19 protein-coding genes are annotated in these 22,485 nt (G+C 72.5%); 7 read left to right on the top strand and 12 right to left on the bottom strand.

Features of this window, described 5'->3' with window-relative positions:
* Positions 1-47: 47 nt before the first annotated feature.
* Entirely contained in the window at positions 48-971 is a 924-nt protein-coding gene (locus tag ACIA8X_RS16485) for a LysR family transcriptional regulator (protein WP_399458531.1), read from the bottom strand.
* A 92-nt stretch (positions 972-1,063) separates the two neighbouring features.
* Here ACIA8X_RS16485 and ACIA8X_RS16480 point away from each other — a divergent pair, with 92 nt between their 5' ends.
* Both ACIA8X_RS16480 and ACIA8X_RS16475 read left to right on the top strand, forming a co-directional pair.
* The gene (locus tag ACIA8X_RS16480; RefSeq protein WP_399458530.1) at positions 1,064-2,044 is read left to right on the top strand and encodes a DMT family transporter; all 981 of its coding nucleotides are present in this window, start codon (positions 1,064-1,066) and stop codon (positions 2,042-2,044) included.
* On the top strand, positions 2,041-2,580 hold the full coding sequence (locus ACIA8X_RS16475) for a YbaK/EbsC family protein (RefSeq protein ID WP_393447660.1): 540 nt from the start codon (positions 2,041-2,043) through the stop codon (positions 2,578-2,580). The genes ACIA8X_RS16480 and ACIA8X_RS16475 overlap by 4 nt, the downstream gene beginning before the upstream one ends.
* A 573-nt stretch (positions 2,581-3,153) precedes the next feature.
* Here the strand turns inward: ACIA8X_RS16475 and ACIA8X_RS16470 are convergent.
* The 4 genes from ACIA8X_RS16470 to ACIA8X_RS16455 form a co-directional block, all read right to left on the bottom strand.
* A complete protein-coding gene (locus ACIA8X_RS16470) occupies positions 3,154-3,891 on the bottom strand; it encodes a 3'-5' exonuclease (RefSeq protein WP_399458529.1) in 738 nt (245 codons plus the stop codon).
* Positions 3,892-4,009: 118 nt separating this feature from the next.
* Positions 4,010-5,248, bottom strand: a complete 1,239-nt coding sequence (locus ACIA8X_RS16465; protein WP_393448071.1) for an SAV2148 family HEPN domain-containing protein — start codon at positions 5,246-5,248, stop codon at positions 4,010-4,012.
* Positions 5,249-5,351: 103 nt separating this feature from the next.
* The gene (locus ACIA8X_RS16460) at positions 5,352-6,680 is read right to left on the bottom strand and encodes a copper amine oxidase (protein WP_393447656.1); all 1,329 of its coding nucleotides are present in this window, start codon (positions 6,678-6,680) and stop codon (positions 5,352-5,354) included.
* A gap of 56 nt (positions 6,681-6,736) precedes the next feature.
* Entirely contained in the window at positions 6,737-7,546 is an 810-nt protein-coding gene (locus tag ACIA8X_RS16455) for a Tat pathway signal sequence domain protein (protein ID WP_393447654.1), read from the bottom strand.
* A gap of 191 nt (positions 7,547-7,737) precedes the next feature.
* On the opposite strand from ACIA8X_RS16455, the gene glgX reads away from it, so the two are divergent.
* The 4 genes from glgX to ACIA8X_RS16435 all read left to right on the top strand — a co-directional run bounded on the left by glgX (position 7,738) and on the right by ACIA8X_RS16435 (position 14,007).
* Positions 7,738-9,891: a glycogen debranching protein GlgX gene (gene glgX / locus ACIA8X_RS16450; RefSeq protein ID WP_393447652.1), complete on the top strand. Its 2,154-nt coding sequence runs from the start codon at positions 7,738-7,740 to the stop codon at positions 9,889-9,891.
* Positions 9,892-9,997: 106 nt separating this feature from the next.
* Positions 9,998-12,370, top strand: a complete 2,373-nt coding sequence (gene treY / locus ACIA8X_RS16445; protein ID WP_393447650.1) for a malto-oligosyltrehalose synthase — start codon at positions 9,998-10,000, stop codon at positions 12,368-12,370.
* Positions 12,370-12,573 (top strand): hypothetical protein, encoded by a 204-nt coding sequence (locus ACIA8X_RS16440; RefSeq protein WP_393447648.1) that lies wholly within the window; start codon positions 12,370-12,372, stop codon positions 12,571-12,573. The genes treY and ACIA8X_RS16440 overlap by 1 nt, the downstream gene beginning before the upstream one ends.
* Before the next feature lie 183 nt (positions 12,574-12,756).
* The gene (locus tag ACIA8X_RS16435; RefSeq protein ID WP_393448069.1) at positions 12,757-14,007 is read left to right on the top strand and encodes a M14 family zinc carboxypeptidase; all 1,251 of its coding nucleotides are present in this window, start codon (positions 12,757-12,759) and stop codon (positions 14,005-14,007) included.
* A 219-nt stretch (positions 14,008-14,226) separates the two neighbouring features.
* On the opposite strand, the gene ACIA8X_RS16430 is transcribed toward ACIA8X_RS16435, so the two are convergent.
* The 3 genes from ACIA8X_RS16430 to ACIA8X_RS16420 form a co-directional block, all read right to left on the bottom strand.
* Positions 14,227-14,745: an SSI family serine proteinase inhibitor gene (locus ACIA8X_RS16430; protein WP_393447646.1), complete on the bottom strand. Its 519-nt coding sequence runs from the start codon at positions 14,743-14,745 to the stop codon at positions 14,227-14,229.
* Positions 14,742-16,112: a M14 family zinc carboxypeptidase gene (locus ACIA8X_RS16425; RefSeq protein ID WP_393447644.1), complete on the bottom strand. Its 1,371-nt coding sequence runs from the start codon at positions 16,110-16,112 to the stop codon at positions 14,742-14,744. The genes ACIA8X_RS16430 and ACIA8X_RS16425 overlap by 4 nt, the downstream gene beginning before the upstream one ends.
* A gap of 137 nt (positions 16,113-16,249) precedes the next feature.
* Positions 16,250-16,801 (bottom strand): FHA domain-containing protein, encoded by a 552-nt coding sequence (locus tag ACIA8X_RS16420; RefSeq protein WP_393447642.1) that lies wholly within the window; start codon positions 16,799-16,801, stop codon positions 16,250-16,252.
* Positions 16,802-16,998: 197 nt separating this feature from the next.
* Here ACIA8X_RS16420 and treZ point away from each other — a divergent pair, with 197 nt between their 5' ends.
* Positions 16,999-18,753 (top strand): malto-oligosyltrehalose trehalohydrolase, encoded by a 1,755-nt coding sequence (gene treZ / locus ACIA8X_RS16415; protein ID WP_393447640.1) that lies wholly within the window; start codon positions 16,999-17,001, stop codon positions 18,751-18,753.
* Between the two features lie 18 nt (positions 18,754-18,771).
* On the opposite strand, the gene ACIA8X_RS16410 is transcribed toward treZ, so the two are convergent.
* From ACIA8X_RS16410 to ACIA8X_RS16395, 4 genes are all read right to left on the bottom strand, one after another.
* Complete coding sequence (locus ACIA8X_RS16410; RefSeq protein WP_393447638.1) at positions 18,772-19,719, bottom strand: aminoglycoside phosphotransferase family protein; 948 nt, start codon at positions 19,717-19,719, stop codon at positions 18,772-18,774.
* 73 nt (positions 19,720-19,792) lie between these two features.
* Positions 19,793-20,920 carry an aminopeptidase P family protein gene (locus tag ACIA8X_RS16405; protein WP_393447636.1) on the bottom strand — a complete coding sequence of 376 codons (1,128 nt, stop codon included), beginning with the start codon at positions 20,918-20,920 and terminating at the stop codon, positions 19,793-19,795.
* 210 nt (positions 20,921-21,130) lie between these two features.
* A complete protein-coding gene (locus tag ACIA8X_RS16400; protein ID WP_393447634.1) occupies positions 21,131-21,751 on the bottom strand; it encodes a LysE family translocator in 621 nt (206 codons plus the stop codon).
* A gap of 81 nt (positions 21,752-21,832) precedes the next feature.
* A complete protein-coding gene (locus ACIA8X_RS16395) occupies positions 21,833-22,429 on the bottom strand; it encodes a PDZ domain-containing protein (RefSeq protein ID WP_393447632.1) in 597 nt (198 codons plus the stop codon).
* Positions 22,430-22,485 lie beyond the last annotated feature (56 nt).

Here is a 22,485-nt window from a genome sequence, read left to right as displayed (position 1 = left end):
TGCGGGTTCGCTGCCTCGCTGCCCCTTCAGGGAGTTGCCTCACCGTCTCAGGGCGTTGCCTCATCGTCGCCTTCTCTGTTCTGGATGCTGCGCGCGGCTCTGCGCAGCTCGGTCAGGACCGTGCGGACCGCCGTGCGTGCCGTGCGCTCGGGGCGGTAGAGGGCGTCGATGTGGCGTCGCGCCTGCACCCCGCTGAGCGGTCTCAGTACGAGCGCCGGATGGGGGCGCATCGTCCAGCGGGGCATCAGGGCGATCCCGCCACCGGCCGCCACGACCTCCGCCACCACCGCGAACTCGTTGATGCGATGGGCCAGATGGAGGCGGCGGCCCGCTGCCGCGGCGATGGCCTCGATGACCGCCAGGACCGGGAAGCCGTCGTGCACGGTGATCCACGGCTCGTCGGCCAGGTCGCGTGGGGTGACGCGACGCTTGGCGGCCAGGGGGTGGCCGGCGGGCATGGCCACGTCCAGTGGCTCGCGGAGCAGCGTGGTCGTGGCCACCGTGTTCGGCCACGGTGGGGCGTGGTCCAGGCGGTGGGCGAGGACGATGTCGTACTCCCGGGTGAGCCGGGGGAAGTCCTCCTGCGGTACGTCCTCGTCGACCAGCCTCGGCACCGGCCTGCCCGGGCCGGCCAGCGCTCGCAGGAGGAGCGGGAAGAAGGCGGTGCCCGCGCTGTGGAACGCCGCCACCGACACCTCTCCCTCCGGCCGCCCGACGAACTCCTCGACCGCGTGCCTCGCCCGCGCGAGCGCCGTCTCCACCTCGACGGCCGCACCCGCCAGCGCCTGTCCGGCATCGGTGAGCACCAGACGGCGCCCCTGACGCTCGGTGAGCGGCACCGGGATCGCCCGCTGCAGCAGCCGTAGCTGCTGGGAGATCGCCGACGGCGTCACCAGCAGCGCCTCGGCGACCGCCGTGACACTGCCCAGTTCGCCGAGCTCCCGCAGGATCCGCAGCTGCCGTTCGTCCATGGCCTCAGTCTAGGGACGATGTAGTGCTGCTAAATGATCGTTTTAGAAAGTGGTACTGGGCTTCAGGGTCACCGCCGGTGCACGGTAGGCGCGTGTCCGATGTTCGCCGTACCGATGCGGTACTCCTCCTCGTCGCGCTCGTCTGGGGTTCCAGCTACCTGTCCGCCCAGACGGCCACTGCCGCGCTCCCCGTCCTGCTGGTGCTGTTCGCCCGCTACGCCCTGTCGGCAGTCGCCTGTCTCGGTGCCGTCGCCGCACGGCGGGGCGGGGCGCGCCCGTGGACGCGGGACGAACTGCGGGTCGGCGTGCCTCTGGGGGTGACCCAGGCCGCCGTCCTGGTCGTGGAGACGTACGGCGTCGCCCACACCAGCGCCGCCAACGCCGGACTCATCATCAGTCTGACCATCGTCCTCACCCCGCTCCTCGATCGCGGCGGCCGCCGCGGCGCGCTGCCGGTCCCCTTCTTCGCCGCGACCGGTGTGTGCGTGCTGGCCGTCGGACTGCTGATGTCCGGCAACGGCTTCCATGCCCTCCGCCTCGGCGACCTGCTGATGCTCGGCGCCGCGCTGATCCGGGCCGTGCATGTCGTGCTGGTCGGCCGCCTCACCGCGGGACGGGCGATCCGCCCGCTGGAGCTGACGACCGTGCAGACCCTTGTCGGCACGGCCCTGTTCCTGCCGGCAGCCGCCCTCGACCTGCCGACACTGGCCCACGCGGACCCGGCGACGTGGGCCCAGCTCGTCTATCTCGCCCTGTTCTGCAGCGTGTTCGCCTTCCTCGCCCAGACCTGGGCCGTACAGCGCACCTCGGCCAGCCGCGCCAGCCTGCTGCTGGGCACCGAACCGGTCTGGGCCGTCGCGGTGGGCATCGCCCTCGGCGGCGAACACCTCACCCCGCTCACCGGCCTCGGCGCGGCCCTGATGGTCGCCGGCACGTACTGGGGGCAGGCGGTGGAACGGAGGCACCGCAGCGCACCGGGACGCCGACTTCCCGTGGCCGACGGTTCGCTCCGCGCCTCGGCCGACACCTCGCCCACTGGTTCAACTCACGCCCTCGCCAAGGACTCCGCATGACCGACCGCAGCCTCGATCATCACCGCCACCACGACACCTACGACCACCTGATCTCCCTGCTCGACTCCTCCTCCGTCGACTATCACCTCATCGACCACGAGCCCGAGGGCAGCACCGAGGCCGTCTGCGCGCTGCGCGGGCACCCGGCCTCGGAGGCCGCGAAGTGCATCGTGCTGCGGGTGAAGGTGGACCGCCGCACGACACGTCACGTCCTCGCGGTCGTCCCCGGGGACCGACGGGTGGACCTGGATGTCGTCCGGGAACTGTTCGCCGCGCGCTACGTCGGCTTCAGCGACGCGGAGACCGCCGAGCGACTCGCCCGCGCCGTCCCCGGCACCGTGCTGCCGTTCAGCTTCGACCCCGACCTGGAACTGCTCGCGGACCCGGAGGTCGTGGCCCAGCCGAAGCTGTACTTCAACGCGGCCCGGCTGGACCGCTCACTCCTCATCTCGGGCGCCGACTACGCGCGCTTGGCCAACCCGCGCGTCGAACGCATCGCGACACCGGCGCCCACGGCGGTGCAGCCGCAGGTGTGACGGAGGGCGCGGCGAGGGCACAGACCGCTGGCCAAGGCGCTCGCGCGGCCCGTCTCGTCCCGTCGATGGAGATGCCGTCAATGGGCTGGGGCGAGCGGTGTCACCGTCGGGCTGCACCTGCCCACGCGTCACGGGCCGGACGCCGCCGGGACCGGCCGGCCGGCTGGCCGGCTGGCCGGCAGGCGGGCGGGCGGGCGGGCGGGCGGGCGGGACGCTGCCGCGTGCCTCAGACCGCCTCCCCCGCCACACGGACGCCGTCGGCACCGGGGCCGGCCAACCGGCGAGTGGGCGGGACACCGCCGCGTGTCCGCAGCGCGCCTCCCCGCCACCTTCTCCCCATCGGCTCCCGCAGCGGCCGGTGTCACCGCCGGCCTGCACCCGGCCGCGCCGGACGCCGCCGGGACTGGGACCGGCCTGCCCGGCGGGCGAGACACCACCGCGTCCCTCAGACCGTCTCACCCACCACCGCCCAGACGCCACCGGCGCCTGGACCGGCCGACCTCGGGCGGGCCGCCTCGGGCGGGCCGCCTCGGGCGGGCCGCCTCGGGCGGGCGGGGCACCCGCCACGCCCCCTCAGACCGCCTCCCCCGCCACCCTCTCCCCCGTCGGCTCCCGCAGCGGCCACGTCCCGTCGACCACCGCCGTCGCGTCGCCCTTGCGGCGCAGGAAGTTCTGGAAGTCCGCCGCCCACTCGGCGTACCACTCGATCTGACTGCGGTGCAGCTCCGCCGGGCCGAGGGCCGCGATCTTGGGGTGGCGGGTCGCTATCGCGCAGGCCAGGCGGGCGGCGGCGAGGGCGTCGGCGGTGGCGTCGTGGGCGGAGTCGAGGGCGATGCCGTACTCCCGGCAGACCGCTTCGAGGTTGCGCTTGCCGCGGCGGTAGCGGTCGGCCCAGCGGTCGATGGTGTACGGGTCGATGACCGGGGCTGGGTCCAGGCCGCCGAGGCGGTCGCGCAGGGACGGCAGTCCGTGCCGCCGCAGTTCGGCGGAGAGCAGGCTCAGGTCGAAGGCCGCGTTGTAGGCGACGACCGGCACACCCGTCTTCCAGTAGGTGACGAGGACGTCCGCGATGGCGTCCGCCACCTGGTCGGCCGGGCGGCCCTCGGCAGCCGCGCGTTCGTTGCTGATGCCATGGACCGCAACCGCGTCGGCCGGGATCTCGACGCCCGGATCCGCCAGCCACTCCTTGTGCCCGAAGGGCTGCCCGTCCCTGACCTCGATCACGGCCCCTGTGACGATGCGCGCCTCGCGCGGATCGGTTCCCGTCGTCTCCAGGTCGAAGCCGATCAGCAGCTCCTGGTGCCAGCCCATGGGCGGTCCCCCTTCTCTGTGGTGCTTTCCCCCAGTGGTCTCCACCTTCCCATGCGCCACTGACAATCAGAGGACCGCATTCCGCTTACCCCCTGGCACCCCGACGCGAGCGGACAGTTCAGGACACCGGCCGCGAATCCGCCCACATGAGCTCGAACTCCTCGCGATACGTCGGGAAAAGCCCGCTCTCGTCGATCTCGTCCGACTTGACCACCCTGCTGCCGTTGCGCAGCACCAGCACCGGCGCCTCCAGACCTCGCGTCCGCCGCAGATAGCTCTGCACGACCGCGATGCCGTCGGAGCCGTCACCGTCCACGAGGTAGGCCGTGAAGCGGGGCGTCTCGTCGAAGACCTGGATCTCGAAGGCGCCCGGGTCCCGCAGCCGGGACCGCACCCTGCGCATGTGCAGGATGTTCATCTCGACCGCACGGCTCAACTCGCCGCGCTTGATGCCCAGTTCCCGCTCGCGCCGCTTGACCGCGCTGGACGCCGGGTTCAGGAACAGCAGTCGCACCCGGCAGCCGGACTCGGCGAGGCGGACCAGGCGCCGCCCGGAGAAGTTCTGCACGAGCAGGTTGAGACCGATGCCGATGGCGTCGAGCCGGCGCGCCCCGCCGAAGATGTCCTCGGCCGGGAACTGGCGCAGCAGCCGCACCCGGTCGGGGTGCACGGCGACCACGTCGGCGTACCGGTCGCCGACCAGATCCTCGACCGCGTCGATGGGCAGCCGGCGCGCCGACGGCACGTCGCCGCTCGAACCCAGGATCTCCAGCAGGCGGGCGGAGGCCCGCTCGGCCTGGTTCAGGACCGCCTCGGACAGGGCCCGGTTGCGCGAGACGACGTTCCGGGTCACTTCCAGCTCGTCCAGGGCGAGTTCGACGTCCCGGCGGTCGTCGATGTACGGCTCGAAGCACGGCCAGTGCTGCACCATCAGTTCGCGCAGCTGCGGCAGCGTGAGGAAGCTCAGGACGTTGTCGTCGGCCGGGTCGAGCAGGTAGCCCTTGCGGCGGCTGACCTCGCGGACGGCGACCGCGCGCTGCACCCACTCCTGGCCGGCCGGTCCGGCCGCCGCCACGACCCAGTCGTCGCCGTGGACGGGTTCGTAGATGGGACGCAGAACAGCGGCCACGACAGCACGCAGCCGCTGTTCGACGAGGTTCAGCCAGATGTAGGCCCGGCCGGCTCGCTGGGCGCGCGTACGCACCTCGCGCCAGGCGTCGGTGTCCCAGTCCAGCTCCGGGCCGATGGAGCTGGTCTCCATCGGCCTGGCCAGGGACACCGTGCCGGGCGGGACCTCTGTGGAGTTCCCCTCGTGACCCTCGTCACCAGGGGGCAACTCCAGCCCTCCCGAGCCCACCCGCGCACCGCCTTCCGCTCCCCCGAGCACTCCCCGTCCCAACGATCAAGGAAGGGTACTCCGGGAGCGGTCGGCGGTGCAGCCGGATGGACAAGAGGGATTCTCAACTATCGCGGCCGACATGGCCATTGATGTCCTTGAGGTCCGCAGGAGTGAGCGGATTCATAGCCGTCACGTCCCGCGGGGCGATGGAGAAGCCCTGCCAGTGGACCGGCATCGGCTGCTGGTCCTCGTCCCGCACGATGTGGTGGAAGCCCACGTTCATCCAGACCACGGGGTGGGTGAGCGACTGCCCGTTGACCCACTTGTCGACGGACTTGGGGTGCCCGGCACCACAGGCGCCGAGGTTGCCGCTGGCGTACTGCTCGCACTTGTTGTACTCCGTGAAGTACACGTCGTGCGCGGTGAAGGGACGCCCCGGGAACTTGGTCGTGGCGCCCGGCACGAGCTCGTAACTGCGCGCGTGCCCGTCCTTGTTCTTGCCGGTCCCGCTGACCACCCGCCACCAGCGCATGTTCTTGGCGTCGCCCGCGAGTTCCTTGGTGACCTTCGTGAGGGTCGTCTTGTTGGTCGGCCCGCGGTCGCCCGCCGCCGGGCTGACCTTCGAGTCGTACTGCTCGACCCGGGTCTTGGAGGAGCCGTCGAGGCCGAAGTCGAGCCGCCAGAAGACGTTGTGGCTGTGGCTGTCGGCGTAGTCCTTGGCGCCCTTGCCGATGGGCCAGCCGCGGCCGTCACCGGCGTCGTAGTCCTCGGGCGCGAGGCTGCCGGTCGCGCCGACGTTCATGCTGACCGTGCCGTCGTCCGAGAACCGCCACTCGGTGATGTACTCGTACCAGCTCACCTTGTTGATGGTGTAGAGCAGCAGGTCCTTGCCCTGGGCCTGGTAGGTCTTGCCGATACCGCCGTTCGGCGGCTCGGTCTGCAGGTGGTACGCGTGGCCTCGCGAACGGGTCGTGGCGCACAGGCCCTTGACGTCCTGTGAGGCGGAGTAGGCGGGCTCGCGGACCTTGACCGTCTTGATGGTGCCGCCCGGGCATTCGGCGGGCTTCATGTTCAGCAGGCCGTTGCCGAAGTTGTACTCCGTCACGTCGTTGAACTCGGAGTCGCCGTCGTCGTAGGGCACATGGATCTGGGCGAGCTTGGCGCTGTTGAGGACCTTGATCGGCTTGGCCTCGCCGGGCGGCTGGTAGGAGATGTCCTCCAGCATGACCCCGGCCGTGCTGTTGAAGCGCCAGCACATCCGCCAGGTGGTCCCGGTGGCGAGCTTCTGCTCGATGCGGTACGCCGCGCTGCAGTTGGGGGTCGGGGCGGCGGCCGCCTTGGGCTGGGCGACGGCCGGTCCCGCTCCGGTCGTCGCACCAGCGGCCAGCGCGGCCAGGGACAGACCGAGGGCCGCCCGCCTGCGGGCACGGCTGATTCTGTTGACGCGCATGAAGAAGTGACTCCCTTACAGGAGGTGCAGGGTTGGAAAAGTGAACGGAGGTCGCCTCAGCCGAGGCGGATCACCTTGCGGGCGCTCAGGTCGATCACGAAGTCCCGGAGGTCGACCCACGACCCGTTCTTGATCTTCGGGAACAGTCGGGTGCAGCGGTGCTCGCCGCACTTCTCGACCGAGGCCGACCCGCCCGGGTTGGCCAGGTACACCATGCTGTTCAGCTGCAGCTGGTCCGGGGAGGTGAGCTCCTTGCCGGTGGCGTCCTTGTAGTCCGCCTTCAGACCCGCGCCCAGCGGGTCCGCGATCAGCAGCTTGGCGGCCTCGGCCTCCTCGGAGCGGCTCAGCGGCGGCTGGACACCGCGCTGTGTGGCGGTGTGCTCGACCTTGCCCGTGTCGAGGTTGACGGTCCGGGTGACGAGGGTGTCGTCCCGGTAGTCGTAGACGGTCACGTCGGCGCGCCGGGGCGCGTTCACGTCGTCGACCTCGTCGGCCTCCGGCTCGGCGAGCTGGGTGTCGAGCCGCTGCGGGCCGCGCGCGCCCCTGACGTTCTCGCTCCCGTTGAACAGCTGCCGGTTCACCGCGAGCTTCTCCACCCGCGCGATCTCGTCGTCGGTCAGCGGGTCGCTGCCCTTGCCGCGGTCGCCCTCGACGGGCGCCTCCTCGACGACGCCGGGCGGTACGGCGGCGGTGCCCTGCCCCTGAGCCGCCTGCTGCGCGGACTGGCCGCTGCCGTCGGTCCCGCCCGTCGTGTCGGCCCCCGCCGTCCCCGGCAGGGTGATCCCGACCATCACGGCCGTTCCGGCCACCGCGATGGCCGCACCTGCCACCACCTTGCCCAGATGGCGGTGCACTATCTTGCGCACATCGTCCCCTTACTCCCCCCAACATCCCCGGGAGTACGTGTCTGCCCCACTGGTTCGGCATACCGCGCAATACCGCGTATGCCTGGTCGCCCGGTAAGAGGGACGCAAGTCATAGGTGGTTCCCTCACTTTCGGGGAGACTCGACGGCAAGGCGCCCCCGACGGCGGGCCCGAGCTGAAAGAGTCGTGTCCATGCAGGTCTGGCCTGGAGAGGCATACCCACTCGGTGCCACCTACGACGGCGCCGGCACCAACTTCGCGGTCTTCACCGAGGCCGCGGACCGAGTAGAGCTGTGTCTGCTGCACGACGACGGCTCGGAGACGGCGGTGGAACTACGGGAGAGCGACGCGTTCGTGCGGCACGCGTACGTGCCGGGCGTCATGCCCGGGCAGCGGTACGGCTTCCGGGTGCACGGCCCCTACGCGCCCGAGCACGGTCTGCGCTGCAACTCCGCGAAGCTGCTCCTAGACCCGTACGCCAAGGCCATCAGCGGCGCGATCCGCTGGGGCGAGGAGGTGTACGGCTATCACTTCGACCGACCCGACCAGCGCAACGACCTGGACTCGGCGCCGCACATGATGTCGTCGGTCGTCGTGAACCCGTACTTCGACTGGGGCGACGACCGCAGGCCCCGCACCGAGTACCACCACACGGTGATCTACGAGGCCCATGTGAAGGGCCTCACCATGCGGCACCCGGGGCTGCCGGAGGAGCTGCGCGGCACCTACGCCGCCCTCGCGCACCCGGCGGTCATCGAGCACCTCACCGAGTTGGGCGTGACGGCGCTGGAGCTGATGCCGGTCCACCAGTTCGTGAACGACCACCGGCTGGTCGACATGGGCCTGAACAACTACTGGGGCTACAACACGATCGGTTTCTTCGCCCCGCACAACACGTACGCCTCCTGGGGCGACCGCGGCCAGCAGGTCCTGGAGTTCAAGTCGGCCGTGCGGGCGCTGCACGAGGCCGGCATCGAGGTCATCCTCGACGTGGTCTACAACCACACGGCCGAGGGCAACCATCTGGGCCCCACGCTGTCCTTCCGAGGCCTGGACAACCAGCGCTACTACCGCCTCACGGACGACCCGCGCTACTACATGGACACCACGGGCACCGGAAACTCCCTGCTCATGCGGTCCCCGCACGTGCTCCAGCTGATCATGGACTCGCTGCGCTACTGGGTCACCGAGATGCACGTCGACGGCTTCCGCTTCGACCTCGCGGCCACCCTGGCGAGGCAGTTCCACGAGGTGGACCGGCTGTCGTCGTTCTTCGACCTGGTGCAGCAGGACCCGGTGGTCTCCCAGGTGAAGCTGATCGCCGAGCCGTGGGACGTGGGCGAGGGCGGCTACCAGGTGGGCAACTTCCCGCCGCTGTGGACCGAGTGGAACGGCAAGTACCGCGACACCGTGCGGGACCTGTGGCGCGGCGAGCCGCGCACGCTGGCGGAGTTCGCGTCCCGGCTGACGGGCTCGTCCGATCTGTACCAGGACGACGGGCGGCGCCCGCTGGCCTCCATCAACTTCGTGACCTGCCACGACGGGTTCACACTGCACGATCTGGTCGCCTACAACGACAAGCACAACCACGCCAACGGCGAGGACAACCGGGACGGCGAGAGCCACAACCGCTCCTGGAACTGCGGGGCGGAGGGCGAGAGCGACGACCCGGCCGTCCTGGAGCTGCGCGCCCGCCAAATGCGCAACTTCGTCGCCACGCTGATGCTGTCCCAGGGTGTGCCGATGATCAGCCACGGCGACGAGTTCGCGCGCACGCAGCGCGGCAACAACAACGCGTACTGCCAGGACAGCGAGCTGGCTTGGGTCGACTGGCCGGAGGCCGGGGAAGACGGGGAGGGCGAGGAGGGCGAGTCCACGGGTGGCCTGTCCCGTGAGCTGCTCGCCTTCACGCGCGCGATGGTGTGGCTGCGGCGCGACCATCCGGTCTTCCGCAGGCGGCGCTTCTTCCACGGGCGGCCCGTCGAGGGCACCCACGACGATCTGTCGGACATCGCCTGGTTCACTCCGGAGGGCACGGAGATGACCCAGCGGGACTGGGACCGGACGCAGGCATCCGCGCTGACGGTGTTCCTCAACGGCAACGCGATCTCGGAGCCGGGCTCGCGCGGGGAGCGCATCGCCGACGACTCCTTCCTGCTGATGTTCAACGCCTCCCCCAAGACCCTCGACTTCGTCGTGCCGATCAACCACGGCCGGCAGTGGCAGGTGGTCGTCGACACCGCCCGCACGGACGGGGTGCCGCCCGGGACGGGAGCGAAGGTGCAGGCCGGGGACCGGTTGACGTTGGTGGACCGGAGCCTGACGGTGCTGCAGCGGCCGGTCTAGGTCGATGCTTCGGCGCGTGCCCGCCGTTCGCGTCGGGCACGCGCGCGTGGCCCACGTGGCGGGGGTCGATGACGTGTTGGGCGGCGGGGCGGGTACGTAGCTCTGCATGACACCTGAGCGACCTGACCCGATGGTGCCGACCGCCACCTACCGGCTGCAGCTGCAGCCCGCCTTCCCGTTCGGGGCCGCCGCGGCGGCCGTGCCGTATCTGGCCTCGCTCGGCGTCTCGCATCTGCACCTGTCCCCCGTCCTGGAGGCGGTGCCGGGGTCGGGGCACGGCTATGACGTCGTGGACCCCGCGCGCGTGCGCGAGGAACTGGGCGGCGAGGAGGGACTGCGCGCGCTGGCGCGCACCGCGCGTGAGCACGGCCTGGGCCTGGTCGTGGACATCGTGCCGAACCACATGGCCATGGCCCCACGCCACAACCGCGCCCTGTGGGAGGTGCTGCGCGAGGGCCCCAAGTCACCGTACGCGCGGTGGTTCGACATCGACTGGGAGGCGCAGGGCGGCCAGGTGCTGCTGCCGGTGCTGGGGCACCCGCTGGGCGAGGAGCTCGGGCACCTGGAGGTCGACGGCGACGTCCTGCGCTACTACGACCATGTGTTCCCGCTGCGCGAGGGCACCGGGGAACTGCCACTGCCGCAGCTCCTGGACGCCCAGTGGTACCGGCCGGTGTGGTGGCGGCTGGCCCGTACGGAGCTCAACTACCGCCGCTTTTTCAGCATCTCGGAGCTGATCGGGGTGCGGGTGGAGGACCCGGAGGTGTTCGAGGCCACGCACGCCAAGATCCTCCAGCTGCTCCACGAGGGCGTGATCGACGGGCTGCGCATCGACCATCCCGACGGCCTCGCCGACCCCGACGGGTATCTCCAGCGCCTCCACGAGGCGACCGGCGGGCACTGGACGGTCGTGGAGAAGATCCTGTCGGACGGGGAGCATCTGCCGGCCTCCTGGCCCGTCGCGGGCACCACCGGCTACGACGCCCTGCGGCACGTCGACGGCCTCTTCACCGACCCGGCGGGCTTCGGGGAACTCCTGGGCCAGTACCGGCGTTTCGCCGCTCCGCAGACGGACCGGGGCGGCGAATGGGAGGCGACGGTGCGGCGCGCGGCGTACAAGGTGCTCACGCACGAGCTGGCCGCGGAGATCGACCGTCTGACGCGGGTGGCGAACCGCGTGTGTGTGACGTCCACGGAGCCTGCGCTGCGCGACCGCGCGCCCTGGGCACTGCGCACCGCACTGCAGGAACTCCTCGTCCGGCTGGACGTCTACCGGCCGTACGCCTCCGGAGACGCGGCCCGTGTGGTCACCGAGGAGGCCGCCGCTGAGGCTCGGCTCGCCTTCGTCGTGCCCGAGGAGGCCGGTGCGGTCGACATCGTGCGCGACCTGGTGCTCGGGCGGGCCGGTGACGGGCCGGAGCAGGAGGAGTTCCGGACGCGGTTCGCGCAGACGGCGTCGGCGCTGCGGGCCAAGTCCGTGGAGGACACCGCGTTCTACCGCTATGTGCCGCTGCTGTCGGCGACCGAGGTGGGCGGCAACCCGGGGAGCCCCGCGGTCTCGCCCGAGGAGTTCCACGCGTACTGCGCGCGCGTGCAGCGCGACTGGCCCCTGTCCGGGACGGTCGCGTCGACGCACGACACCAAGCGCAGTGCGGACGTACGGGCGGCGCTGGCCGTGCTCACCGAGTGCCCGGAGCGCTGGGCGGACGTCCTGACGGAGGTGACGCGCGACGGCGAGGGCGTACCGGACGCACAACTGGCGTGGGCCGCGTGGCAGACGGTGTTCGCGCTGGGCGAGGCGGCCGTCGACCGCGTGCAGGGCGCCCTGCTGAAGCATGTGCGCGAGGCGGGGCTGTTCACGAGCTGGACGGAGCAGGAGCCGCCGTACGAGGAGGCGGTGGCGGCGTTCGTCGCGGCGGGGCCGTGTGGGGCGCCCTACGCGCGCGTGGCCGCCTTCCGGAGCGGCCTGGAGCCGCACATCCGGGCGAACATGCTGGGCATGGCCCTGGCCCAGTTGACGATGCCGGGCGTCCCGGACGTCTACCAGGGCACCGAGGGCGAGTACCGGGCGCTGGTGGACCCGGACAACCGGCGGGCCGTGCGGTTCCCCCACGAGGATCCGGGCGACAAGGGCGCGCTCACCGCGGCCGCGCTGTGGCTGCGCAGGCGTCGCCCCGACGTGTTCGGCGACTCGGCGTCGTACACGCCCTTGACCGCCGAGGGCCCGGCGGCCGCCCACTGTGCGGCCTTCGTGCGCTCCGGCGAGGTGGTCACCGCCGTGACCCGGCTGTCACTGCGGCTGGCCCGTGCGGGCGGCTGGCGCGACACGCTGCTGCCGCTGCCGCCGGGCCGCTGGGTCGATGTGCTGGCTCCGGAGCGGGAGTTCACCGGGCACGCGCGCGTGGAGGAGCTTTTGGAGCGGCTGCCGGTGGCGTTGCTTGAGAGGGTCGGCGAGGAGGAGCGGACGGACGCGACGTAGTGCCGGGCGCGAACGACTTCGCCGCGCGCCGTGGCACCGTTCCGGCGACCGGCTCGTACCCGCGCGTGCTCCCGGCGCTCGTGCCTGACGGCCGGCGCGTGGTGACGAGCGGCGATGTGCACCTGCCGTCCGGCTCCGGTGTCCGTCCTGGTGGCGGGCGGGCGGTGACCGGCGGGGCGTACGTCTCGTTCCGGCGCTCCTGAGGCGCGGAGGCAGCCCTGGTGGCGCGGCCGGGCGGGCATAGCGGACCCTCCGACGCCAAGCGCCCGTACCTGCCGGCGGTCAATGCAACCGGGCGCCCCCTGGAGCCTCCCCGGTGAAATCCTTGACACGTCAACGAGACCGTGGGGTACTGCGGATTGCGAAGCAGGGCGGACGTGACGGGGGTGAGTCTCCTGCCGGAGCTGCGCTACCCCACCCTTGCCGAAATGGTCCTGTCCGCCCGGGCCCTGGCCGCTCACCGACCCGGCTTGTGCACGCTGAGACAGGTGGGGACATCACGGGGCGGCAGACCCCTCCATCTGCTGTCCATCGGCCACGCCTCCCGCGCCGTCCTGGTGGTCGCGGGCGCGCACGCCAACGAGCCGACGGGAAGCTCCACGCTCCTCGCGGTGGCCGAACGGGTCCTGCACGAGCGGGACCTGCGGGCCGACATCTCCTGGCACTTCCTGCTGTGCGCGGACCCCGACGGAGCGAGCCTGCACGTCACCCCGGCGCCCCGCAGCCTGTTCGAGTACCACCTCGGCTTCTTCCGGCCCGCGGCCCCGGAGCAGCCGGAGTGGGCCCCGGCCGCGCTGCCGCCCGACCTGCTGCCGCCGGAGACCCGCGCGCTGACCCGGGTCATCGACGAACTGCGCCCCTACCTCCAGGTGACCCTGCACGGCACCGACCTGGGCGGCAGCTGGGTGCAGTTGACGAGGGACGTCCCCGGGCTCGCCGAGCCGTTCGCGAAGTCCGCGGCCCAGCTGCACATCCCGGTGGAGACAGGCGCCTCGGACGCGGCGGGCTGGCCCGCCTCCGGCCCCGGGGTGCATGTGATGCCGGCGCCGGGCGCGGGCGCGGCGTACCCGAGCATGCCGGACGACGCGCGCAGCAGCACCTGGTACCACGTGCACCGGTACGGCGGCCTGACCGCGGTCGTCGAGGTGCCGATGTGGGCGAGCGACCTGGTGGACGATCCGGCTCCGCATCCGGATCCGGCCAGGGCTCTGCGGCGGCTCGGGGGCCGGCTGATGCGGGACGCCCTGGAGGTGGAGCGGGTGCTGGCCGAGGCGCTCCCCCGCCTGGACGGCGTCGACGGACCCCTGTGGCGGGCCTCGAAGTGGGCCCTTGAGGTGGTGCCGGGGCTGGCCGCCGACTGGATGCACACGCCGCCCGCCGACGACACCAGGGCGTATGTCGGAAGCGTGGACGCCTTCGGGCGCCGGCTGCCGCTGCGGGCGGCTGCCATGCTGCTGCGCGTCCTGCAGGAGGCCGACGACCGCGCGGCACCCCGCCTCGAACACCTCGTGGCGACCTGGAGCGACGCCTTCGCCGAACGCTTCCGCGCCCGCTGGGTGCCCCTGGAGCACCAGGTCGAGCACCAGTCCCGCACGGTCGTCGCGGCGGCCCTGCACGCACGCGACCGAGCGGCGTGAGACGGACCTCTCGGTACGAGGAGGACGGTGCGCCGTGAGGAGGACGGTGCGGGCCGGCGGGCGGTGCGGTCTGGCGGGCAGGACAACGCGGCGCGGGCAGGGCAGCGCCACGCGGACCCGACGGCGCCACGCGCGCGTAGACGCCCTCCACGCGCGCGTCCGGCTCGCCACCGGCATGGCTGCGGCGCCCAGGTGGCCGTATCGGCTCGACCGACCAGGTCAGCTGTCCAGCGTGAACAGCGAGCCCGTCCGCGCGGTCAGCGCGCAGGAGTTGGAGAAGGTCTCCCGGTATTCGACGGGTCGTCCGCCCCACGTCCCGCGCGCGTGGGCGGTGACCGGCGCGTAGATCATCGGGCAGAAGGTGTTCTTGGGCTGGAGTCCCTGGAGCCGGCTGACGTCGCCGTCCACCTTCTCCAGCTCCGCGCAGGCCTCGACCGCGCGTTCGTGACCCTGGGGCGGGTCGCACGAGAGGAGGATGCCGCGGCTGTGCCCTCCCTCGGCGTGCGTGCCGGCGTGTCCGCCGTCGCCGCGTGTGACGCCGCGTCCGCCGTCGCCGGGGGTGATCGTGAGGAAGAGCCAGCGGGTCGGCCCCGGCTCCAGGATCGGGTCGTGGGCGGCCGCGGGCGCCGGAGCGGCGCCGAGGACCAGGAGGGTGGCGGCGGCCGCCAGGCCGACCCGTGCCGCCTTCGCCGCGTGGGAGTGTCCGGTGAGGTAGCGCCTCGTGAGGATTCGCGTCATTCCCGATGCATCGGCACGGCGGCCCCCGCATTCCAGCCGGACTCACTCGAACGGGAGCACGCGGGCGCGTACCGACCGGCGAGTTCGAACGTGGCGAGCACCACCCGCGACTGGTACTCCACCTGGCGCGCGACCGGTATCCAGCGCGCACCGCAGCCGTCGCGGTAGTCGTCGCACCACTCGTCCAGGAGGCGGTCCAGTTCCGGCGTCACCGCGGCCGGGTCGCGTCCGGCGGCCGTCACGAGCTGGTGGAGCAGCCCGGCCGTCCGCAGGGCGAGGCGCCGCCCGGCGATGCGCAGGGCGGCCAGATGGGCGGTGCTGAGCGGCGGCAGGGGGTGGGCGCCGCCGATGGCCGGGACGTCGGGGTCCCAGGTGTCGGCGAGCCCGGGGCAGACCAGTAAATAGTCGTCCACCGGGGCGAGCAGCCGGGCTGTCTCCGGTCCGGCGGGAAGGTGCGGGCGCAGGCGCTCCAGCAGCCGCTCCAGGACGCGGGTGTCATGGCGCAGGGTGTGGCTCACCATGCGCAGGACCGTTTCCTCATCAGCGGGCCGGGTGGCGTCCTCCACTGCGGCCACGCCCCACATGGGGGCCTCGATGACCGCCGTGACCGTGCCGTGCGGGTGCGGATGGAACCACGTCGACTCGACGGCCGCCTCGGTGATGGCGGCGGCGAGATCGCCCCGGCGCGGCCTGGGGATCCGGTAGACGGCGGGTCCCAGTTCCGGCCAGTACAGGGTGTCGTAGGGGCCGAGCTCGCGCGGAATGCCGAGGCGGGCGGCGGAGTGTGCGACGCGCTGGGCGAGGCCGGGCAGGTCGTGGGTCAGCTCGACGAAGCCGCCGCCGACGTCGACGCCGTGCAGGGAGCACTGGAGGAAGGGCCGCAGTTCGTCCTGGAGGTCGAGCAGGGCGCGGGTCTCGGGCAGCGTGGCGGCGTCCGCGCCGTCGGGCAGCCATTCGGGCTGTTCCAGGAAGCCGGGCCGGAAGAAGTGCCGGAAGTAGCCGCCGAGGGCGTACGGGCCGTGCAGCCAGCCCTCGTTGCGGCGCAGGCCGTCCGGGTCGAGGCACAGCAGCAGGTTCCAGGTGGCGTCGGCGCCCTCGTGCAGGCGGGGGTCGGCGAGCACCCGTTCGGCCAGCCGCAGGACGGTGGCGCCGCCCACCGGCTCGTTGGCGTGCGGGCCGGCCACGACGAGGGCCTGGCGGGTGCCGTGGCCGACGGACAGCAGCCACAGGGGGGTGCCCGCGCGGGATGTGCCGACACGGCGCAGTCGTGCGTCACGGGGACTTCGGGCGACGAGTGCGGCCGCCCGGGCGCCCAGCTCGTCGACGGTCGGGTAGCGGAGGAGTGGCGGCAGGGCACACCTCCACAATGTGGTGCCGTCGATTCACCTGGTGTGCATGGTGTACGCACAGTCAGTCACGAGTTGACGGGTACGTCAACACCACAGAGGGCAAAGGGACTTGGGTCAGGCGTCGGGTAAAGCCAAGGCCAGGGCGGAGGTTCGGCTCAGTACACGGCGAGCCGGAACGACATCCGGCCGAAGCCGACCTGGTCGCCCTCGCGGACCACTACGGCGCCGATGACGCGTCGGCCGTTCACCGTGGTGCCGTTGGTGGAGCCGAGATCCCGCAGGACCCAGATGCCGCCCTGGTGGCTCAGTTCGGCGTGTACCCGGGAGACGGTCTCGTGGGTCAGCCGCAGTCCGTTGGCGGGGTCGCGCCCTATGCGCAGCGGATGGCCGGCCCCGGGGTGCGGCAGCAGCAGCTTGGGCAGCCGCTCGGCCTGCCATGCCCTGCGCAGTCGTACGGTGAAGCCGGAGATCGCCTCGACGGTGCCGAAGACCAGACGGGACACCCGGCTCTCGACGGGCAGATCGGCGGTGAGGATGGCGAGCTCGTCCGCGCGGCGGGCGGAGAGGGCGAGTTCCATGCGCCGCACGAACGTGTCGTGCGAAAGCCGGCCCATGGCGACGCCGTCACGGAGCACCTTCAGCGCCTTGTCGCGCTCCGCGTCGGAAAGCCGCGCGGGGTACGTGTTGAACTCGAAGGACGACGTCACGGTGCTGATTGTCGGTCAGTGAACCCCCGGTGTCCAGAAAACGCGGAAACGGCGGCCACGCGCGCGTGCTCGACGGAACAGGCCACGAAACCGGCCGCGACACCTTCCACAAAAGGGAAGATTCAAAAGCGGATTGATCTCGTTTGAAGCACCATGGACGGGCTACATCACGGTGAGCAGACGAAGGGGAACCGTCCGTGCAGTTCGAGGTGTGGGCACCGCAGGCCGACCGAGTGACGCTCCATTGCGAGGGCGCCACGCGCGCGTTGGAGCGCGATCCCGATCGCGCGGGATGGTGGTGGGGGGAGGCGGAGGCATGGGACGGGACTCGGTACGGTTTCGCGCTCGATGACGGCCCCGTGCTGCCCGACCCGCGCTCCCGCCGGCAGCCGGACGGCCCGGACGGGCTGAGCGCGGTCGTCGACCACCAGCGGTACGCGTGGCGCGGCGAATGGGCCGGGCGCCCGCTGCCGGGCGCCGTGCTGTACGAGCTGCACGTGGGCACGTACACGCGCGAGGGCACGCTGGACGCGGCCGCCGAGCGGCTCGGGCATCTGGCCGAACTGGGCGTCACCCACGTCCAGTTGATGCCCCTGAGTCCCTTCCCCGGGCGGCACGGCTGGGGCTACGAGGGGGTCTCCCTGTGGGCCGTGCACGAGCCGTACGGCGGCCCCGAGGCGCTGAAACGCTTCGTCGACCGGGCGCACGAGCTGGGCCTCGGTGCGGTCCTCGACGTCGTGCACAACCACTTCGGTCCGTCCGGGAACTATCTGCCCGCCTTCGGGCCCTATCTCACGGACACGCATCACACGCCCTGGGGCGCCGCCGTCAACCTGGACGCGCCCGGCTCGGACGAGGTGCGTGCGTATCTCGTTCAGAGCGCGCTGGCCTGGCTGCGGGACTACCGGATCGACGGGCTGCGTCTGGACGCGGTGCACGCGCTGGTGGACACGCGCGCGTGCCACTTCCTGGAGGAGCTGTCGACGGCCGTCGACACCCTCTCCGCCGAGCTCGGCCGGCCGCTGTACCTGATCGCCGAGTCCGACCTCAACGACCCTCGGCTCATCACCGCGCGCGCGGAGGGCGGCCTCGGTCTGCACGCCCAGTGGAACGACGACTTCCACCACACCCTGCACACCGCGCTGACCGGCGAGTCCGAGGGCTACTACGCCGACTTCGCCCGCGCCCCCATGGCGGGCCTCGCCAAGACCCTCACCGGCGGCTACTTCCACGACGGCACGTACTCCAGCTTCCGGGGCCGACACCACGGGCGCCCGCTGGACCGCGCGCGCGTGGCGGCGCACCGTCTCCTCGGCTACGGCCAGACCCACGACCAGGTCGGCAACCGGGCACAGGGCGACCGGCTGGCGGCCGCGTTCCTGCCGGACTCCCCCGGCCTGCTGGCCTGCGCGGCCACGCTGACGCTGACCGCGCCGTTCACGCCGATGCTGTTCATGGGCGAGGAGTGGGCCGCGGGCACGCCCTGGCAGTTCTTCACCGACCACACCGACCGGGAGCTCGCCGACGCCGTACGGCGGGGCAGGCGGCGGGAGTTCGCGGCGCACGGCTGGGCGGAGGAGGATGTGCCCGACCCACAGGACCCGGCGACCCGGGACCGCTCCTGCCTCGACTGGTCCGAGCCGGCCAGCGAGCCTCACGCGCGCGTGCTGGCCTGGTACCGCCGCCTCATCGCCCTGCGCCACGAGCAGCCCGACCTCACGGATCCCGACCTCGCCGACACCAAGGTGGCCTACGACGAGCAGGAGCGCTGGCTCGCCTTCCGCCGCGGCGACGTACGCGTGGCCGTCAACCTCGCCAAGGAACCGGCGGCGATCCCACTGGGGCCCCGCAAGGCGGCCGTACTGGCGGCCTGGGAGCCCGTTCAGGCGCCGGGCGCGGACGGGGTGCTGCATGTGCCCGGGGAGTCGGGTGTGGTGCTGTTGCAGGGCTGAGGTGAGCGGGAAGGCCCGTCAGTACTCCTCGTCCCCCTCCTCGTCCTCCCGCAGCTCCGTCACGCGCTCCAGCAGAATCGCCTCCCACGCGTGGCGGAGCTGCGTCCTCAGCAGCGGGAGTGGTGTCTCGCCCTTGCCGTCGAGGCGGTCCGCGAGGTGGACGACCGCGTCGCAGCGGGCGAGCCAGAGGCCGCGCAGGCAGGGGCGGGCGGCGTAGCCGGCGAGGGTGGCGGCGCGGACCGCGGCCGGGGAGCCGACGGCGAGGGCGAGGCCGGCGATGTCCTCGGCCGGGTCGCCGATGACGGTGTCGGCCCAGCCGAGGACGCCGCGCACCCGGCCGTCGGCGCTGACTACGAGGTGGTCGCCGGTGAGGGCGTGGTGGACGAGGACCGCGGTGCCGGGCTGGGCCGCGAGCTGCACAGCGGCCGGCTGGGTGAGCTGGCGCAGGCGGGCGGCGTCGAACTCGTCGGCGGCGGCGAGGCGCTCGGCCGGGCGCTCGGCGGCTCGGCGCAGGGCCTCCAGGGAACGCGGTGCGGCGCGCGGCACGCCGAGCGTCTCGGCCTGCCGCACCGGGATCTCGCGCAGCCCGGTGAGCAGCCCGGCCAGGTCGGCCTCGCCGACGGCGGAGACGTCGTACTGCGCGGTCGACCCGCCGGGCACCTTGGTGTCCAGCGTGTAGGTCAGCCCGGGCGCCCACTCCCCGTACGCGACGCTCGTCGGGACGGCGACCGGGACGTGCGGGCGGACGAGGTCGCGCAGGCGCAGTTCGCGGCGCCGGCGGGCGGCGGTCTCACGGTCGGGGGCGAGGCGCAGCACATGGCGGCTGCCGACCCACCAGGTGGCGGGTTCGGCGCCCGCTGCGGCGGGCCGGACCTCGGGTCCGGCCGAGTCGGCCACGCCGTCCTTGAGCAGGGAACGGACCAGCCGGCGGACGGTGTCCGCGGTGGGTGTCGGTGCCTGGGTCATGGTCGCGCCGTTGTCGCTCGGGGGTCTGTGTCGGGGTCTACGGGAGCTCCTTGCGCCGGGATCGTCCGCCGGGTCAGTCCACTATGACCATCTCTCGGGTGGTGTCGTTGAGGCGCCGGCCGCCGCCCTCGGTGACCGTCACGATGTCCTCGATGCGCACTCCGAAGCGGCCGGGCAGGTACACCCCGGGCTCCACGGAGAAGCACATGCCGGGCACCAGGGGCTGCTCCTCGCCCTCGATCATGTACGGCGGCTCGTGCGTGGTGACGCCGATGCCGTGCCCGGTGCGGTGGATGAAGTACTCGCCGTACCCGGCGTCCGCGATGACCGCGCGGGCGGCCCGGTCGACCTCCTGGCAGGCGACGCCGGGCCGTACGGCGCCGAAGCCCGCCTCCTGGGCCTCGCGCACCAGGTCGTGGATCCGGCGCTCCTCGTCGGTGGGCTCCCCGACGTGGACGGTGCGGGAGGTGTCGGAGCCGTAGCCGTCCTTCAGGCCGCCGAAGTCGAGGACGACCATGTCGCCGCGTTCGATCACGCGGTCGCCGACCTCGTGGTGCGGGTTGGCGCCGTTCGGGCCGGAGGCGACGATGGTGAAGTCGACCTGGGAGTGGCCGAAGCGCCTCAGCAGGTGGGCGAGGTCGGCGGCGACCTCGGACTCGCGGCGGCCTCCGAAGGGAACCTTCCGGATCTCCTCGAACGTTGCGTCTGCGGCCGCACCCGCGGCCGCCAGGAGCTCCAGCTCGGCGGTGTCCTTGACGGCCCGCAGCATCGGCAGGGCGTCGGTGAGGGAGGCGTACGAGGTGCCGGGCAGCGCCCTCTGCAGGGCCAGCAGGTGCATCGCCCAGGCGTTGTCGCTGACGCCGAACCGGCCGCTCGGGTCCAGGAGGGCGGCGGTGGCGGCGTAGGGGTCCTGTCCGTCGGTCCAGTCCCGCAGGGTCAGGCCCGGCGCGCCGACGGCCTTCGCGGCGTCCGGGGCCTCCAGGGCGGGGACGACGAGGACGGGGTCCCGGCCGGGGACGAGGACCAGCAGGGTGAGCCGCTCGGTCTCCGCGGTGGGCGCGTAGCCGGTGAGCCAGACCAGGTCGGGGCCGGGTGCCACCAGGAGCCCGGCCAGCCCAGCGTCGGCGGCCGTCCGCGCGGCACGTGCCGTACGGGCCCTGTAGTCGTCGGCGGTGAAGGGCGCGGGTGCGGTGCCGGTCATCCGGGCCTCCCTGGGCGCGTGAAAGGACTACGGGCAGCATCCTGCCCGGACGAGAGGGGCGGCGCGAGCCGGTCGGCGCGTCTTTCGAGGGGCTGGTCGGATGCCTCGGAGGACTGATCGGGCGCCTCGGACGACTGATGGGGCGCCTCGGGTGGCCGGACGGGGGCTTCGGTGGCCGATCCGGCGTCGAGTGGCCGGCCGGGCATCACGTCAGCCGTCCAGTGCCATACGGACGCCGAGGAGCAGCAGCACCCCGCCGGAGACCTGTTCCAGGCGCCGGCGCACACCCGCGCGGGACAGCAGGGTCTTCATCCGGCCGACGAACCACACGTACAGGCCGTAGTAGCCGACCTCGTAGACCGCCCAGAGCGCCGCGAGGCCGATCATGGTCGGCAGATGGGGGGCACTCTCCGGCACGAACTGCGGGAGGAAGGACAGAGCGAAGACGGCCGCCTTGGGGTTGGCGAGGTTGAGCAGCAGCCCGCCGCGGTAGGAGGCCCAGCCGCTCTTCCGGGTGCCCTCCCATGCGCCTTCCTCCGCTCCCTTGCCGCGGCGGGCCTGACGGAGCGTCTGGACGCCGAAGCCGACGAGTACGACCGCGCCGACGATCCGCATCACGTCGTACGCCACCTCGGAGGCCGTCAGCAGTGCGGTCAGGCCGAACGCGGCGACGACGCCCCAGATGAAGACGCCGGTCTCGTTGCCGAGCACGGTCAGGAATCCGGAGCGCCTGCTGTGCAGCGACTGCCTGATGATCAGGACGGTGCTGGGCCCGGGTGAGGCGGCGACGAGGGTACAGGCCCCCAGGAAGGCGATGAGGGTGGTCAGCATGAGGTCATGCTGGCTTTGTCGGCGGAGTGTGGCGAGTGGTTTTCGCGTAATGGCCCAGGACCGCGAGGGAGTGCGGGGCGGTCAGGTGACGACGCCCGGGACCACCGTCAGCTGCTGGTAGCCGCCGCTGCGGTGGCGCACCGTCAGGACGGCCTCGCGGCCAGGGCGGGACCCGGCGACGGCTCGTGCCAGGTCGGCGGCCGAGTCGACGCGGGTCTTGTCGAGGGCGAGGACCACGTCGCCCCGGACCAGTCCGGCCGTGTATCCGGGACCTGGCACGTGGACGCCGACGACCAGGGCACCCGGCTTCTCGGCGTCCACGGCCTCGACGCCGAGGGTCGCGACGGCGGCGGGGGACGGCGAGGGGGTCGGGGACGGCGTGGCCGAGGAACCGGGGTGGGCCGGGCTCGTCGGGCTTCCTGGCATGCCCGGCCCCGTCTGCTGACGTTGCAGTTCGGCGAGTCTGCTCATGCCGATCACGGTGGCCCCCATCGTGCCGAGGCCGACCCCGCACAGGATCAGGACCAGCCCGACGAGCAAGGCGCACAACAGGGTCGCGCATCGTCGGCCTCGGCGCCGGGGCGCGGCATGCGGACGCCGCGCGCCGGCCCCGGCCTCGGCGCCGTCACCGGGCCCCTGACCAGGCATGGGCTTGGGTCGCAACGCAGTCTGTTCCATCGGATCGCCTCCGCCTGGTGACTACCCTGCGCACCGGCGCACAACGAGCCACGATC

Origin of the sequence: Streptomyces sp. NPDC051738, from assembly GCF_044453205.1 — a bacterium.
Classification (GTDB): domain Bacteria; phylum Actinomycetota; class Actinomycetes; order Streptomycetales; family Streptomycetaceae; genus Streptomyces.
This window is presented reverse-complemented; position numbering and strand designations above follow the sequence as displayed.

Excerpts from the sequence above, each read along its gene's own strand:
- ACIA8X_RS16475 (WP_393447660.1), top strand. The coding sequence starts at position 2,041 with ATGACCGACCGCAGCCTCGATCATCACCGCCACCACGACACCTACGAC.
- ACIA8X_RS16470 (WP_399458529.1), bottom strand. The coding sequence starts at position 3,891 with ATGGGCTGGCACCAGGAGCTGCTGATCGGCTTCGACCTGGAGACGACG.
- ACIA8X_RS16400 (WP_393447634.1), bottom strand. The coding sequence starts at position 21,751 with ATGCTGACCACCCTCATCGCCTTCCTGGGGGCCTGTACCCTCGTCGCC.
- treY (WP_393447650.1), top strand. The coding sequence starts at position 9,998 with ATGACACCTGAGCGACCTGACCCGATGGTGCCGACCGCCACCTACCGG.
- ACIA8X_RS16405 (WP_393447636.1), bottom strand. The coding sequence starts at position 20,920 with ATGACCGGCACCGCACCCGCGCCCTTCACCGCCGACGACTACAGGGCC.
- ACIA8X_RS16430 (WP_393447646.1), bottom strand. The coding sequence starts at position 14,745 with ATGACGCGAATCCTCACGAGGCGCTACCTCACCGGACACTCCCACGCG.
- glgX (WP_393447652.1), top strand. The coding sequence starts at position 7,738 with ATGCAGGTCTGGCCTGGAGAGGCATACCCACTCGGTGCCACCTACGAC.
- ACIA8X_RS16395 (WP_393447632.1), bottom strand. The coding sequence starts at position 22,429 with ATGGAACAGACTGCGTTGCGACCCAAGCCCATGCCTGGTCAGGGGCCC.
- ACIA8X_RS16410 (WP_393447638.1), bottom strand. The coding sequence starts at position 19,719 with ATGACCCAGGCACCGACACCCACCGCGGACACCGTCCGCCGGCTGGTC.
- ACIA8X_RS16460 (WP_393447656.1), bottom strand. The coding sequence starts at position 6,680 with ATGCGCGTCAACAGAATCAGCCGTGCCCGCAGGCGGGCGGCCCTCGGT.
- ACIA8X_RS16485 (WP_399458531.1), bottom strand. The coding sequence starts at position 971 with ATGGACGAACGGCAGCTGCGGATCCTGCGGGAGCTCGGCGAACTGGGC.